This is a genomic window from Moorena sp. SIO3H5 (assembly GCF_010692395.1).
Classification (GTDB): domain Bacteria; phylum Cyanobacteriota; class Cyanobacteriia; order Cyanobacteriales; family Coleofasciculaceae; genus Moorena.
The window spans coordinates 1-15,941 of the sequence record NZ_JAAHHS010000160.1 but is presented as its reverse complement, the minus strand read 5'-3'; the positions used below and the strand labels follow the sequence as shown (position 1 = coordinate 15,941).

At 42.3% G+C, this 15,941-nt stretch carries 15 protein-coding genes; 3 read left to right on the top strand and 12 right to left on the bottom strand.

The genetic code is table 11. From position 1 onward, the window contains the following. From F6K52_RS18160 to F6K52_RS18120, 9 genes are all read right to left on the bottom strand, one after another. Window positions 1-1,000 (bottom strand): Coenzyme F420 hydrogenase/dehydrogenase, beta subunit C-terminal domain (locus F6K52_RS18160; protein WP_293080403.1); only part of this gene is annotated, 1,000 nt, incomplete at its 3' end. Between the two features lie 43 nt (window positions 1,001-1,043). Beyond that, on the bottom strand, window positions 1,044-2,249 hold the full coding sequence (locus tag F6K52_RS18155; RefSeq protein WP_293080400.1) for a polysaccharide pyruvyl transferase family protein: 1,206 nt from the start codon (window positions 2,247-2,249) through the stop codon (window positions 1,044-1,046). A 162-nt stretch (window positions 2,250-2,411) separates the two neighbouring features. Then, window positions 2,412-3,434 carry an NAD(P)-dependent oxidoreductase gene (locus F6K52_RS18150; RefSeq protein WP_293080397.1) on the bottom strand — a complete coding sequence of 341 codons (1,023 nt, stop codon included), beginning with the start codon at window positions 3,432-3,434 and terminating at the stop codon, window positions 2,412-2,414. An 80-nt stretch (window positions 3,435-3,514) separates the two neighbouring features. Beyond that, the gene (locus F6K52_RS18145) at window positions 3,515-4,243 is read right to left on the bottom strand and encodes a class I SAM-dependent methyltransferase (protein WP_293080394.1); all 729 of its coding nucleotides are present in this window, start codon (window positions 4,241-4,243) and stop codon (window positions 3,515-3,517) included. Between the two features lie 30 nt (window positions 4,244-4,273). Next, a complete protein-coding gene (locus tag F6K52_RS18140) occupies window positions 4,274-5,119 on the bottom strand; it encodes a hypothetical protein (RefSeq protein ID WP_293080391.1) in 846 nt (281 codons plus the stop codon). A gap of 82 nt (window positions 5,120-5,201) precedes the next feature. Next, window positions 5,202-6,983, bottom strand: coding sequence for a glycerol-3-phosphate dehydrogenase/oxidase (locus tag F6K52_RS18135; RefSeq protein WP_293080349.1), 1,782 nt, complete (start codon window positions 6,981-6,983; stop codon window positions 5,202-5,204). 11 nt (window positions 6,984-6,994) lie between these two features. Further along, window positions 6,995-7,594 carry a glycosyltransferase gene (locus F6K52_RS18130; RefSeq protein WP_293080346.1) on the bottom strand — a complete coding sequence of 200 codons (600 nt, stop codon included), beginning with the start codon at window positions 7,592-7,594 and terminating at the stop codon, window positions 6,995-6,997. Window positions 7,595-7,809: 215 nt separating this feature from the next. Beyond that, window positions 7,810-8,499, bottom strand: a complete 690-nt coding sequence (locus F6K52_RS18125; protein WP_293080344.1) for a glycosyltransferase — start codon at window positions 8,497-8,499, stop codon at window positions 7,810-7,812. 572 nt (window positions 8,500-9,071) lie between these two features. Beyond that, window positions 9,072-10,094, bottom strand: coding sequence for a glycosyltransferase family 2 protein (locus F6K52_RS18120; RefSeq protein ID WP_293080342.1), 1,023 nt, complete (start codon window positions 10,092-10,094; stop codon window positions 9,072-9,074). 822 nt (window positions 10,095-10,916) lie between these two features. On the opposite strand from F6K52_RS18120, the gene F6K52_RS18115 reads away from it, so the two are divergent. From F6K52_RS18115 to F6K52_RS18105, 3 genes are read left to right on the top strand one after another with little or no spacing between them, the layout of a single operon-like run. Next, a complete protein-coding gene (locus F6K52_RS18115; protein WP_293080340.1) occupies window positions 10,917-11,864 on the top strand; it encodes a choline kinase family protein in 948 nt (315 codons plus the stop codon). A gap of 2 nt (window positions 11,865-11,866) precedes the next feature. Then, complete coding sequence (locus tag F6K52_RS18110) at window positions 11,867-12,553, top strand: SDR family NAD(P)-dependent oxidoreductase (RefSeq protein ID WP_293080337.1); 687 nt, start codon at window positions 11,867-11,869, stop codon at window positions 12,551-12,553. A 10-nt stretch (window positions 12,554-12,563) separates the two neighbouring features. Beyond that, window positions 12,564-13,943 (top strand): saccharopine dehydrogenase C-terminal domain-containing protein, encoded by a 1,380-nt coding sequence (locus F6K52_RS18105; protein ID WP_293080334.1) that lies wholly within the window; start codon window positions 12,564-12,566, stop codon window positions 13,941-13,943. A 123-nt stretch (window positions 13,944-14,066) separates the two neighbouring features. Here F6K52_RS18105 and F6K52_RS18100 read toward each other — a convergent pair whose 3' ends face one another. From F6K52_RS18100 to F6K52_RS18090, 3 genes are all read right to left on the bottom strand, one after another. Beyond that, complete coding sequence (locus tag F6K52_RS18100) at window positions 14,067-15,206, bottom strand: hypothetical protein (protein WP_293080331.1); 1,140 nt, start codon at window positions 15,204-15,206, stop codon at window positions 14,067-14,069. A gap of 99 nt (window positions 15,207-15,305) precedes the next feature. Continuing rightward, the gene (locus F6K52_RS18095; RefSeq protein WP_293080328.1) at window positions 15,306-15,440 is read right to left on the bottom strand and encodes a hypothetical protein; all 135 of its coding nucleotides are present in this window, start codon (window positions 15,438-15,440) and stop codon (window positions 15,306-15,308) included. Between the two features lie 263 nt (window positions 15,441-15,703). Continuing rightward, on the bottom strand, window positions 15,704-15,941 hold a 238-nt coding region (locus tag F6K52_RS18090), incomplete at its 5' end, for a hypothetical protein (RefSeq protein ID WP_293080325.1).

Here is a 15,941-nt window from a genome sequence, read left to right as displayed (position 1 = left end):
TGCTTGTACCTTCCGGGTGTAGGTACTCGCCATCCTCACCGCGCACCCAAAAGTCGGAAACTGAAATATCGGCAAACTCAGCACTATAGTCAGGACACATCAGACAACGCTGGGGTGTATAGAGATGGTAGAGGTAATTATAGGCACCATCCTTGTAATCAAACCTGTGCAGGTCGAGGCGCTGACCATCAAGGGTTTCGATCTGAAACTTGCCAGGGAAATTACCACCACGATAGAAGAAGCGCTTGATCTTCTCTTGGGGAAGACGACGGTGGGATAGCAACTCAGTAGTACCCTCTTTTTCTAGGGTGCCGTGGCAAGCTAAGCCAATGGTGAAGATTTCCCGGCGTACCAAACGCTTATAGACCTTCTCCAATTTGCGTAAACCCTCAATCTGACAGCCTACACCGACAAAGGCAAACTTGCCTTCCAGTTTTTTGACGTCACGTATGACTTTGGCATGGGGGACAACACAATACTTTGAGCCAGAAGTGGCTCGAATTTCTGCCTCGGTGCGGCAAATCACGGGTGTGGGTGTGATGGGATCATCTGGCTCATAACCCACAGTTAGAGCAGCATCAATTATCCCTTCTTTGACCATACCAATCAGCAGTTGGGAAACGAGTCCACCACCACTGCCTTCTGCTTGCACTTGGGGATTATTAGCGAAAGTCAAAAAGGCGCTCTCGTAAATGCCACCAAGCCCCTCTGGTGGCTGCTCAACGCCGAACATTTTCTTATATTGAGCAGTGTAGTCAAACTCTATACCCGGACAAACTTTTACACAGAGTCCACAGTCAACACAGGTTTTAGTATCAATAACTGGGTATTGGTGTTCGTCAAAGGAAATGCAGTCTACAGGGCAGATGGGATCGCAAGCACCGCAGCGGGTACACAGATCCTTGGGAACCACATACAATGGCTCAGTGTGCTCCTGTTTGTGAAGTGGCAAATAGCCATCTTCAGACATGCTTAATTCTGTTGCCTTCGATTTTTTCAAATAATATTACCTCTCTGTACTCAAAGGATGAGTAGACAATGGCTCAAGCTGTAACTTGCACCTCAGATTGCTGCCCCTGGGCCAACAATTGGCTCACCAGTTCAACGCTACTGCGGGCTTTAGCTTGCTCCCGCTGCACCAGTGGTGTCATGGCCGCTCGCGTTTGATGGCGCTGTTCCCATGCAGACTTAATTAAATTTGTCAAGGTATTGGTGGTTAGTTCATCAAAGTTGATCAACCAGTTGTCCTGACCAATGGTTTTCATGAAGCCTGCTGTTTTAGGGTAGGAGTTAATGGCCACTACAGGGGTGAGAACTCCTGAAGCCAGAATTACGGAATGAGTCCGCATCCCCACATGGACTTCTACCCGCTTTAGCAAGCCAGCAATTTCCTGGTAGGTGTAAGTCGCATTACTGATTACCCGGATGCGATCGCGTCGCTTGACATACTTCAAACTCTCGTTGGTAATTTTAGTATCCATTACTTGGGTGATGGTATACATAATCTCAATGTCTAATTCCTCAATCAGTCGGTCGAGAGTAGACCCAATTGCCTGCAAAAAGGGTTCGCGCCCAAAAGTCTTGTTATCCTTGCGCCAGTTATCGATGTAGGCATTGATATTGAAACCAAGAGTGCCTTTCGGATTTTTGAAAAGCCCCTCTTTGCCAATGATCTCCTCCATACGTTCTGTTGGTGGCGGGGTAGTGTTGATGGCGCAATCCGCATTGATGTAAACGTCCTGATAATTCAGTTTCTGTTGGTCAAGCAGTTGCTTTGATTGCTCATCTCGCAGGATCAGCATTGGGCTAGCATCAAGAACTCTTTGCAAAGCAGACTTGCCCAGTGATGTAGTAATTGGTCCTAGACTGGCGTTGTAAAGTGCGATCGGAATACCGCGTGCCTTACAAGCTGGGGCAATTAAGGAAATTGTGGAGAGATAGTTAAACAGTGGATTGAGTAACTTGCGATCAAACAGAATGTTATCGGTTACTAGCACCAGATCAGCTTGCAACATTGCTCGGAAAGTTGGCAAACCAAAAATCTTAACAGCACCATTCCAAGGCATCAGTCCAAGTGCTTTGATATTGTGGTGGCCAAAATGGCGTTTGACAAAGCCTGGGTTAAGAGTTGGTACTATAAACAACGCATCAGGATGTGCTGCAGCAATATCATCGAGCAGATTGCCTAAAATAGCAGCATCTCCTGCATTGCGACCTGAAAAGTTACCGAGAACTGTAATTTTTTTCATTTTTTAATCAATCACTAGCAAATTCTTACGTTTTCATGGGATTAACTATCCCAATAGTTGTGACCAAAATTTAGGAATAATAATAATCAGAACTTAATGATTAAACTTACTCATTCAGTATAACCAGCCAGTTTTCACTGATTGAATCCCCATTAACCCAAATCAAAGAGATATCCATCCTTGGTCAAGATACCATTGGGCTAATTCCTTTAACCCTTCTTCATCGGAATGGACAGGCACAAACCCCAGTAAATTGATCATCTTTGCTGTGTTAAATGAGCGGTCTTTCGTATAAAACGCTAGCCGTCTTCTATAAATAGGTGGTTCTATCCCCAGGGGACGACAGATGAATTCCAAAAAATCCCCTAAGGCAAACAGTGGAGCAGCTGGCAAACTAATAAATTTAAAGGAAATTCCATAGTATTCACTAATAATAGAGACCATTTTTTGGAAGGTAATCGCCTCCTTACTGCCACAAATAAAAACTTCTCCCACTGCTTTAGGATGGGTTGCTGATAGCATAAAAAAATTGGTCAAATCATCAACATGAATTAAGTGCAGTAAGTTACTGCCATTTCCAATTATTGGTATCCACTTACGGCAAACCATTTTAAAAATTTTCAAAAACCGTTTCTCCCCAGGACCGTAGATTCCTGAGGGTCGTACCACAGTGACTGGTAAGCCTTCCTTTTTAGCAAAATCTCCGATCCACAGTTCACCCTCTAGTTTGGTTTCTTGATATATATCTCCAGGATTCATTGGACAATTTTCATCACCAGGAGGATTTTCGACATGACCATGAACACCAATTGTTGAAACGTGAATAAAACGCTTAAAATCTGGTTCTTTTAAAGCGTATTTGGCTAGAAGTTTTGTACTTAAAACGTGGACATTGTAGTAGACATTATCAGCGGATTTAGCTTCTCGAAAAGGAGTTACAATATGAAATATATAGTTGACTCCTTTTATGGCTTTTTTGATTAACTCTTCATCAAAAACATCCCCTCTAATCCATTTAATTTTAAGGTCTTTGAAAGGCTCAATTTTAGAACTAGGACGTGCAATAGCGACGATATCTAAACCTTGTGCCGCTAATTTATGTACAAGAACTGAACCTGTAAACCCTGTAGCTCCAGTCACTAAGACGCGACTGCCAGTTGGGAGTTTGAATTGAGGATCTTCCATATTCTACTTTCTTAGCTAACCTAAAAAATATTTGAATTTAACCAAGTCTATACAATTAATTTTATTAATCAGCATATTTATTAATTCTTGGTAAGCTTTAAAATTACTGGTGAACCAAACAAATTAGTCAAGCCTGAGAGTCGAGCTAACTTCTCCATAAATGAAGAGAAGCTAGTAGATTTGAAAGCCCGATGCAGTACCATAGGCACAAAAAATTGGGGATAGCGCTCAGCTTTGCTCAGACCAATAGATTTGAAAAATTCTAGAAGTTCATGTTCCTGATAACAGACAAACTCTCGTGTATTTCCTTCCAACCCTTTCTTAAACTTAAATAGATAAGGGGCAATAGCATTTACGCTCCTCACTGTCGGATAGTCTAGGATTACAGCTTGCTTTGCTACTCGATTTAGTTCTGTTAAAAAAGACTGCCATTGAGTTACATGAGCCAGGAATCGATAGCTAATTACAACATCAAACGCTTTGTCTGGGTAAGGGAGATCTAAAACATTGCCCACCTTGAAGGAACAAAGATTAGCATCAATAAAATTCTGAATCCTCCCCTTACAGACATCCGCACTACCAAGCACAGTGAGTTGATAACCATTTTGAATCAGAGCCCTGGTGAGTTGACCATGTCCTCCTCCCACATCAAGGATGGTGGCTTTAGGATAAGGAGTGAGCATTTTCAAGGTAGCGTCTTCCTGGACTTTCAGTAGCCAAGCCCCAATTTCCCCGGCAAAACGGGAGGCATAATCCTCAGAAGATGTTTCGATATCGGCTGTTTCGGGAAAATCACCTGTAGAAACCACTGTTAAATTCCTTTAGTCATTTGTTTATTTTTAATTGCTATGTTTTCTAGACCGAATTGCTAATTGGTTACGAATAAATCGCCAGGGGTTTTCTAGAGACCCATAGGCCTGAATAGGTGTCATAGGATTCATTAGCATTTCCTTGATATCTTTTCCTGGTTTTTCATTACTCAAGCAACCCTGGATAGTAAATCCAAAACTTCCAGGACGACAAGATTCAGAAGCTAAAGGAAGTGGATCGCTTCCTGGTAATATCCGCCATCCTTTTTTCTCTGCTTGTGCAAACAAAATTGGTCGTGACCAGAATACAGGACGTCCACCATTGTCTCCTAGAAAAAGCTTGGGAAAATTATTGTCTTCCAAGAGCTTATGTAATAGTTTTCCCCGATTTCCGATCCATTTACCAACTCCCCAGGGGAGTATAGGGATTCCCTCCGCAGACAGAATTGCTTTAATCGTTACGTCTAAGGGTAAACCATCTTCAAGGTTTTGGTCAGTAATCAACGCTAATACTTCCAGGTTTTCCGCTGTCACAATTTGGCGACCAGCAATTAAGAACATTCCTTGCCCTAAGGCGTTACAGGTATATAAGGACAAATCTTCCTGGGTACGGTGGAACATCCAAGGTTTTCCCTGGCTTACCCTAGACTGATTATTGTTGTCCGCTAAATCAGCTAACCTTTTATACCATTTTTGATGCTCTATTTCTGTCAACAATAATACAGCATTAAAATTTTTTCCATCACCTGCTTGACCAGAAAATTGCTTAAAATTACCCCAAGCTGACGTCAGCAGTTGATCGATATCAAAACAGTCATGAAGGTGAACGTGACCATCAATTAGGATTACTTGATGGTTTTGAGGGGTAGCTACCATGGATTTTTGTTAATCAACCTCCCTGATTTCTATAAACTGCTGCTATTTCCAGCAGATTCAGCTAAAATATTGCACCAAAACCTCAAAGGATATTCTCGGCTAAACTAACCGGACTGTTAAGGGTTTCAATTCCAATACTTTTATCCTGACTTAATGCACCTCCCATATTAAAAATGTGATTAACCTTGTCTAACTCTAGCTCTATTTGTGACCGACTCCATCCTAATTGCGCCCCCATCACCTCAGCACAGATTCTGAGGGCCTCGTTTCCGGGATGACCAGCACTACCCAGTTCTGTCCGCCGGAACACCACATCACCTAATGTTTGAGCCATTTCCTCAACAACCCCATACAAGACTTCAGCTTTGAGTACAGCTAAATCATCAGTAGGTGCAGAGGAGTGATCTGATACTCGCTCTAAATACAGCAGTACATCTTGATAGGCACTACCGTAGTTATAAACGAGGCGGCGCATTACCTCCTCCCCCAATCCATAGGGTTGCTTAAAGATTTCCGTCTGCAAAAACACTTCAAATTGTTCGATTTGTCCACCGTAAATTGGTGTAACTGATGACAGGGACTTGGAAGGCTTTTGGCCCCATGACCGAAATACCTGGTCAACGACTTTCTCAGCCACATCTCTGGCAGTGGTATATTTCACACCAGCCACCGAGATCAATCCTGGAAATTCTTCTTTGGCATGATCGAAGATTTGATAGTTTTTAGCCAGTTGTGGCTCTCCGGTCTCAGTGATGCCAGTTCTAGGAAGCAAGCCACCATGGACGAAAGCGACATCGGCTTGGTTGAGTTTAACCGATGGCCATGCTTGGTTTATATCATCGAGTAGGTCTTGAATATCTTGTTGGGTAATGTTGAAGTTATCCGGGTCTTGATCCCAAACAGCATAGGATGTTCCTACCAGGGATTTACCACGCCAGGGCGCAATAAATAGTAAGCGAGACCCCTTGTTGACGATGGCATCGGAGTCACGATAGGAGTTCTGAGTTGAAATACCCACAGCATAGCTTTCGCAGAGGGGACGGCGAATCACCAGGTTCATGGCTTTCGCCAGGGGAACTCTGGGTTGCTGCTGGGGTTGCTGCTCGGGTTGCTGCTCGGGTTGCTGCTCGGGTTGCTTCAGTAAATTCAATACCCGATTTATCCATGGTCCGCTGGTGTTGACCACAGTCTTGGCACGGATGTCGAATTGATTCCCACTTAACACATCTTGGCCCTGAATACCCGTGACCCGATTTCCAGCTTGAAGAAATCCAGTCACTTCTACGTAGTTAGCCACCACTGCGCCAGCTTGCTCAGCTGAGCGTAGAAAAGAGAGGGTCAACCGTTCAGAGTTGTAGACCTGAGCATCATAAAAGACTGCTGCTCCAGTTAGCCCCTCCTGGGGAATTCCTGGAAGCAGCTGCTGACACTGTTGCTTAGAGATTACTCGACCATTGGATATGTGTTTTTGGGGATCGAGTTGGCGATTGCGATCGCAACTGATCAAGTCATTGATCGCAAGTGCCACAGATAGCACTTCTTTTCCCTTCATCCCATGGCCGTAGGTGGGAATCAACACTGGTAATGGATGAACTAAGTTAGGGGCAATCCGCATTAAACTGGTGCGTTCATGAATCGATTCACGCATCCGTTTAAGGTCACCATGCTGGAGATACCGTAATCCCCCGTGGATGGTCTTCAAGCTGTTAGCAGAAGTAGCACCACCGAAATCAGCTTTTTCCACCAAGGCCACTGACAATCCCCTGAGGCTTGCTTCCCAAGCTACGCAAGCTCCATAGATCCCACCACCGATCACTAATAGATCGTAAGAGTTTCTGGTTAACTCTACTAGGTTTCTTCTCATTAGTTGTCTGCTTAGGCGGTATGCTCTGCTAACTCGTGATTTAGCCAATCATAAAGACTGTTTAATTTTTCCCTAAAAGCTGCATAAGTATGCCTTTTGTCAATCAATTTTTTGCCAGCAGTGCCCAGCTTCAGTCGTAGCTTTTCATCAGCGATCAGATCAAGCATTCCCTCCGCGAAAGCTTTGGCATCTGGCCTCTTCAGCAGAGCAAGGTGATTGTTTAGCAACTGGGTATGGGTTGGCAAATCTGTGGCTAACAAAACTTTGCCACTATCGAGATAAGAGTAGAGTTTCATCGGGGTATTTTTACCCTTAGTTCTCGGAGAGACTAAAATATCAGCCTGCTCCAGATAAATAGCCAAATGCTCAACTGGTTTTGGTCCTAAAAAATGGACATGTTGTTGTATCCCGAGACAGTGAGCCTTATTGGTGTATTTCCGAATGTCGTCGGCTTCTCCACCAATAATGACTAAGTCAGCCTGATCAGTGTGCTCAAGGGTCAACGCGAAGCTTTCTAGAAGTAGGTCAATCCCCTGATAAGTCTCCAGATTGCCCACATACATCAGGAGTACATTACGGATTCCTAGCTCACGCCTCAAATGACTATACATAGTTACACCTATTTTGAATCTTGAAGTTGAATCTTGAAGTTGAATCTTGAAGCGAAAATTTACACAAACCTGCACATTTTCACTATCATACTTATCTTTCGTTACAAAATAAAACTTAGTCTTACGATATCAGAAATATCTATTCCGTTCATCCTTAACATTTATTAGTTATTTTAAATAAAAATTAAAAATAAAGAGGGTTTTTAGGAGTTCTTTTAAAGATTAGAGTTAAGCAGCGATATATCTGGAATAACTACAGTTTTTCTGGGCTTGTACTTTTGAATATCTGCTGCTAAAGCATCGCAAACTGAAACCACCACTTTGGCATTCTTCACAGCCAGTCCTTCAAAAAAATTGAATACTGACGAAACAAATTGTAGCAAAGGGTACTTTTCAATCATTTGTTGGGCTAGAGATGAATCCATGTCATAGATATAGGGAATTTTACACAGGATTTTGAGCCCTAAACCAATAAAGACTGATTCCTCTCCAGCATGAACCAAATCGTAGCGTTTTTTAGTCACTAAGCGAATTACAGCAAGCAACATGAAAAAATCACAGACGATTTTCTTCCAGGAGAAGCCTGGTCGTATATTGCGAACCCAAGAAAGCTTAGGGGTTCGGTATACAGTGATATTTTCATAATTGATGTCACGCCCTTCAGGATAAGTGACGACATCAACCTGGTCTCCCCGTTCAGAAAGCACCTTCAACACTAGGTTGACTGCGATGGGTGTGCCACGATTCTGATAAAACGGATGAGGAGCGAGTAATAGAATCTTCATCCTAGTCAGATTTCGTTGATCATAGGAGACTGGTTGATTCTCCGAGAGAGTCAATTCATTCCTACTGCTTTTGATGTCAAGCTGATCAGTAAGCCGATCAGTTTTGTTCGTTAAATACACGTTGATCTCCCTCTATCTTTAAAGCACTCTGATCAAGAGCGCCCAATTTTCAAGCCATATTGATGAAAACTTCATTATTTCTCAGTAAGTTTCCGGTAGAGTTTAATAGAAGTTAACAATAACCAGTAGTTAATTTCAGCTATGACTAACAGCCCTCACTGAGCAAGAATGTACCACTTAAGGGTAAACACTGATACCAAGGGATTCAAGCATTCTTTAACTAGAAACTAAAATTGCTCCTAATTTCTTCCCTGAGGAAGAGCTCTACTGCCCAAATAAGTGTTATGCAGAACTGGTTTGAAAAAATTTTTTATCTAAAAAATTTTGATTTAATTAAAACCTAAATAAATTATCCAAATCAACGGTTAATCTGGCTCTTACTCAAATCTTGATGATTAACTTCATATAATCTTTACAAATTTTCAATCTTTAAGAAATCGCCTTGGTTGGCGGCTAACCTCATATGCATTTAAATTTGCTGACAGCTGTTCGGTGTAGCCTGCGCGTAGCGCATATGACACGGGGTCATACTTTGGTTAGCCACTAACCAACTTGATTTCCCAGTGATATCACTAACCTTGCTCAAGATTAGAAGAGACCACTTCTCTAACCCGATAAATCGGTCTTCCCTGAGATTCATGGTAAGTACGCATCAGTATTTCCCCCAGTAGACCAAGACTAAACAGTTGTACACCAGTCGAGAACAAGAGTACTGCCAAGATCAGTAAAGGCCGATCCCCGATATCTTCATTGAGACCTACCTTGAGAATGGTCAGATAAGCCCCAATGATTATGCCCGTACCTAGGGAACTCAGACCTAGTAATCCAAAGACATGCATGGGTCTGGTGAGGAATTTCTTCATGAAGAAGATGGTCAACAAATCCATTAGCACCCGGAACGTTCGCCCCAGACCATACTTACTACTACCATAGCGACGAGCATGGTGACGGACGGGTAACTCGGTAATTCTTGCCCCCTCAATATATGCCAAGGCTGGTAAAAACCGATGTAACTCACCGTAGAGGTTCATGTCCGCTACCAATTCCGAGCGATAAACTTTCAGAGAACAGCCATAGTCATGGAGTTTAACCCCAGTTGTCCGTCCAATCAGCCAGTTGGCAATTTTGGATGGCAGTAAACGAGTCACAGCAGCATCCTGCCGATTTTTACGCCAGCCACTAACTAAGTCATACCCTTCCTCTAGTTTGGCAAGCAGCATGGGAATGTCGGCTGGATCATTTTGTAGGTCACCATCTAAGGTAACAATGGAACGGCCCCGAGCATTATTAAACCCAGCTGCCATGGCAGCAGTTTGACCATAGTTGCGACGCAAAATTACCCCTCGCAAATTAGGGCGAGAGAGGACTTGCTCCTTGAGCAGTTGGGTTGAACCATCTGTTGAGCCATCATCGACACAAATCAGCTCATAGCTGAGCTGAGTATCGGTTAAGGTGGATGCGATCGCATCAATCAGGTGAGGCAAACTCTCCACCTCATTGTAGATTGGTACCACCACTGATAGGTCTGGTGTTATGTCGGTGCCAGACCAGTTCTGGGCATTTAATTGCCCTTGTTTAATTAAGGAAATTTCCATAGGATGCCCCAGGTTGAGTAATATTCAATCCGGTTTAAACTGTAAGCATATGTTATTGATTGTCTACTCTAATTTTTGGCGATATGTCAAGGCATTGGGCACAGTTTTAGAGCAAATTCATCAATCTTTTAAAATTGTTCGCCTAGCGTGGCCTTTTGGCCAAGGTTTAAGGTTGCAGGTTTAAAGTTTAAGGTAAGCTATCAGCGTGCCGCGTATCAGCTATCAGCAGTTTTCAATTCGGTGAGGTACTTTCGTTCTGGGTTGCGCAGGAGTAGGGAGCTTCAACAGCTGGGAGCAGGGAATAGGTAATAAGGAATAGCGTTACACTCCTATTCGACCTAGGAGACACTAGGTGAACGCACCTTGATTGCCCCGTGGAAACCACAACCAAATCTGCTGCATCAATGTTAATACGCAGCCTCCATTATCAATAATTCCCAGATTATTGATAATGTGATTTGATAAATCTAAAAAATCCTAATAGCAATTCAGCTTAGCCGACGCGGGGCGCGTTCGCAACGGTTTATTCTTTCTTGCTCAAAATACTAGGTGCCTTTGACCCGTAATTAAATGCGCCACAGGTCGCACCTGTTGAAAGTTTAGCGATTGATTAGAACAAAAGTACTGATTTTGACCATTATTTTTTTCAATTGTAACAAAAATTGGTTTAATTAGATTTTTTTAAGTTACAATTTATACCAAATTGAGATTAGGTTACCACCCTGGGCACATACGAGGCTACCAGAACTGGAGTTAAGTCCAGCTACAGTCCATAGCTCAGCTATAAAAAGTCAACAATTAGGAATAGGCAAGAGAATCCTAATGAATCAACTACAGCAGTCGGAAATAATTTGTGAAACGCTAACCTTGGCAGAATCAGATGTTCAGCCCTTTGGATTTTACAAATCAGATCCGATTGTTGTAGAGCAGATATTCTCAAATCTCCCTTCCCTAAAAAAGGTAGCTATTAGCAGGGTTGAAAAATTAACCGAAGGTAAAAACAACCAAAACTTTAAAGTTTATACAGATAGTGGAGTTTTTTTTATAAAAATTTGTCATACATCAGAAGTACAGGGAATTAACAGACAAGTAGAATATTCAATTCTTAAAAAAGCATATGGTGCAGCCCTTGGAGTGAAGCCGATCGCATTTGACCTCAAAAACAACTCAATAATTACTGAATTTATTGATGCGCCAGTCTGGACTTTTAAAGAAATCAGAACTGCAGAAGCACTGAAGATTTTTGGGGAATACATCCGTAAAATCCATGAACTTTCACCGATTAGTCATATCTATCATATTAAAGATTTACTGGATAGATACTGGCATTCATTAAACCTAAACTCTAATGATACAATAAAAAAAATTCAAAAATTTATTGAAATCACACGAAATCAATTAGATGCCTATCATCAATCTAGTGACATCAAGTTTTGCCATAATGATCTTTACTACGGAAATTTTTTGAAAGGTCAAAAAACTATATTTCTGGACTGGGAAATGGCAGGAATGAATGATAGTTATTCTGATCTTGCTGCATTTATCCATTTCCACCATCTCGATAACCAGCAAACTGAGCTGTTTCTTCAAGCATACTCAAAAATATCTCTGAATAGAGATAAACTCGCCATCCACCAAGATGCCATCCTGCTAAGGGAATTACTATGGGTTCTCACCAAATTGCAAGAAGGCCATACTGACTATTTTTATGCTGATTATCGGCAACGATGTTTAAAAGCTGTTATGAATAAGCAGGCAAAGCTATTATAACCATGGCAAAAGTTGTTATGATTTCAGGTGCTAATCGCGGCATAGGCAAAGCAATTGCACTTAAACTCCATGAATATGGCTTTCTTCTTAGCCTTGGCGTCAGAGAGTTAGATCGGGTAACCAAAGATATTTTAGCACTGCCAAAGGATAAGGTGTTATTGGTTTCTTATAATTCAGCTTATCCAAATACAGAACATGAATGGATCAAAAAAACCCTCGATGTCTTTCATAGGATAGATGGCCTAATTAATAATGCTGGCATTTTTCATTCCGTGGATATTGAAGATGATAACGAAGAACTACTGGATAAAATGCTGGATGTAAATACAAAAGCACCGATACGTCTTACACGTTTGGTTTTACCGTATTTGCGTCAGAGCAGTCAAGGCCGGATTATTAACATTGTTTCCAACGGTGCTAAATACATTGAAGACAGTAAAGTTGGCTATTCTATCAGTAAGTTTGGATTTTTAGCGGCATCACATGCCATGTTCCATGCTGCTAAAGAAGATGGTGTAAGAGTAACCGCGCTTTGCCCAGGATGGGTTAACACAAATATGGCAAAGAACTCTTCTCCTTTATCTCCAGAAAAGATGATTCAACCAGAAACTATAGCCGATATCGTGCTGATGTTATTGAATCTTCCTAATACAGTAGTAATCCCTGAATTAATTGTTGATAATGCATGAGGATATTTAGATGAAAAACATTTTGTTATTAGGTTCGGGTGTGTCAGTTGCTCCTCTGTGCGACTATCTTAATGAACGAGGCTATCACATTACTGTAGCCTCTAGGAATAAGATGACTGCAGAAGAAATCGTCAATCAGCATTCAAGGCGCAGTTTCTATCTTATTGACATTGATCGGTCAAATCCCGAAAATCAGGCTCTTGATCAATTGATTAAAGAAAGTAGTATTGTCATCAGCTTTTTACCCGGTCCCTATCAGCCCCTTGTGACAAAATACTGTCTGGAACATAGTGTGTCATTGATAATGACCTGCCATATCGGCTACTTGTTTAAGACTCAGCAAGAATTTGAACAATTGGATCAACAGGCAAAAGAAAAAGGCATTGCCATTGTGACAGAGGCTGGCACAGATCCTGGGTATGGCAGCATGATCGGTAAAAAGCTCATTGACGATGTGCATGCTAAGGGCGGAGAGATTATCGATCTCTGGTATCATGTTGGTGTACTACCCTGTAATCCTAATATTAACCCGTTTGGTTATAAGTGCTTTTGGGCTCCTAAAAAATCCATTTTTGCTTCGGTTAAGATCAAAGATGGCTCTGGAGACTGGATCAAGGACTCCCAGATACCCCTGATTCCAGGAGACAAAGTTTATTTAGAAACTAGAACGGTTGAAGTTCCCAATATAGGCACATTTGAATCTCGTCCAAATTCAGATTCTGGAGCGTATCTATACCCTAAGGTTTACGGCATTGATAATGTTAGAAACTTCTATCATGGAACATTAAGATACCCCGGTTGGGGAGAGACCTTACAGGGATTGATTGATCTTGGCTTCTGTGATACACAATATCGCCCTGAACTGCTTGAGAAAACTTATCAGGAAATTGTGCTAGAACTGTGTGGCAGCACAAATGGTGATGCTAAAGCGTTGGTGGCTCAGAAATTGGGTATACCAGTTTCCCATGAAATTATCATGGGCTATCAATGGCTGGGTCTGTTTGACGACAAGCCGATTATTCCCCCCAAAGATTCGCCCTCCTATTGTGATGTAATCTCTGACTTACTGGTTCAGAAACTGGGCGTTTATCAGCCAGGGGATACAGAAGTGGATCAAATTATCATGTATTACGACATCCTCGTGCAATACCCCGGCAAAAAAGAACGCATCATTTCTATAACCAATCCTTCTGCTAAACCGGGTGACCATTACTCTATCTGTTCACAACTGACTTCCAAGACCGCTGCAATGATTGCTAGAAGATTATTGGAAGGTTCCCTGAATCTTACAGGTCTGAAATATCCCACTATTCCTGAAATTTATGAGCCTGTTCTACAGGAGTACGCAGAGGAAGGGATTAGAAGTAAAGAAACTGTATTAGCAGCTTAAGATCAGCGGTCAGCATATGCGCTACCTCACAGCGTCGTTCGCACAGCGTGGCCAAAGGCCAAAGCCTGTGCCACGCACCGCTGACTGCTGACCACTGACCACTGACCACTGACCGCTTACCGCTTACGATTCAACTGACTGTAAAATCCCATCTTCTAACTGATAAATTGCTGTCATAATCCCAGTTTCAGGATTGTTCAACAGAGATTTTTTGACCTGTTGTAAGTATCCTAATATATTGCTGCGTAAAATAGGTTTTTCGACTTTCAGGGTGTGACGGTAATCCCAAACATCCCAAATCAATAAACCGATACCAGCCAGGGGATCAATTATACTTGCTCCTAACTCCGTTGCCACTAAACCACCGGTTTTTGCGGCCATTTTGCTAGCGGCTTTGCCAGCTAGTTTGCTGCTAACTTTACTCGCTACTTTTCCTCCCATGGAAACCAGAATAGGTTTAGCGACCAAGTAACCACTACCGCCAATTAACAATTTCAAGGAAATATTGGATAGGTTTCCTTCTGTATCATTAATTGTGGTGGAAATTTCGTTAATATATCTATCCCACTGACCTTGAGGAATTTGATATTGGCTTTGGATGTCACTAAGATTGTTTCCCAAGTCAGCCATATATAATTCTATCGTATCATTCGTTATTAGTTCCATCCTCATTTGAGCATTCTGAGGAACTATTACTCGTTTAGAAAATTCTTTTTGGAACGTCTCGGTAAGTTTGGCGTCAATGGCTTCCTTGCCAGAGGGTAGCTTGGGATTGATTTGATGCATGATAGCAGATGCTCCCCACATAAACGGAACTGATAGCTCCATCTTTTTTTGATTGAAATAATCAAAATACCAGTCCAAAAAACTATCCACACGAGGTATTAACTCTGCTTCCCAACTATCTAACTCCTGGGCGGCAAAGGCTTCAGCACTGGCGTGAGATGCTTTAACGGCATCAGCAACCGCTTGATTAACTTTGCTAAAGTCGGGACGGGGTTCAATAACAACTGTTGATTCAGTGGAGGGGTTAATTTGAGCAGAATTGCTCGAATAGGGGATAACAAGTTTGCTGACTAAGGGAATGAATACAATAATAATTACTACAGTCCAAATCAGTGGAGCCACGGACTTAATCAGTTGGGTAAAAGCTTGGATGCGCTCTGTCTTTTGAGTATAGGTTACTTGCTCTGGTTTGACAGATGCTGTTTCTGATTGGCGCTCTTGTTGAACTCTTGAATCTTGATCGATTTCCTGGCTCATTAGTGATTTATCCACTGATTATGACTAGTATCTCTGATTGGATTTTAATCAATTTTTTGGTAAGCATTCAGCTATCAGCTGTCAGCTATCAGCTATCAGCTATAGCCAAGGGAACAGGGAACAGGGAACAGGGAACAGGGAGCAGGGAGTAGGGAGTAGCGATGCAGCGCGGTCTTGGGGGTTTCCCCCACTCGCTATTGCATCAAGACGGGAACAGGGAACAAAAATTCGCACAATTCCTACACGGATTGCTATATCAGCTATCAGCTAATGCCCATGCTACTTGAGGTGCTATCAGCTATCAGCTAATGCGCTACGCGCACGCTACTTGAGGTGCTATCAGCTTGTGAATAAAAGAGGTAAGCTTTGGCCTTTGGCCACGCTACGTTAGGTCCCAGCGTCGAAGCCTGTGCCACAAACTAGAAGCCTGTGCCACAAACTAGAAGCCTGTGCCACAAAGCTGACGGCTGAATGCTGACGGCTGAATGCTGACAAGCTCACTGGCGATCGCTTAGGTAATAGCGATTACCCAGGTACAAAGCTCCTGCTATAGCTAATCCTGGCAAGGTAATAACCGCTGCCCAAGGAGAGCGTAACCAATTCACTTGCTCGGATCTTATGTAGTTAAGGGACTTTTTGTACATACAAGATTCAGCTGGACTAACTGAACCCAACAAAACAGCACTGGCAATGCCAGTAGTTGATAGGAAAGCAATTAAGGTTGATTTGGGTTTA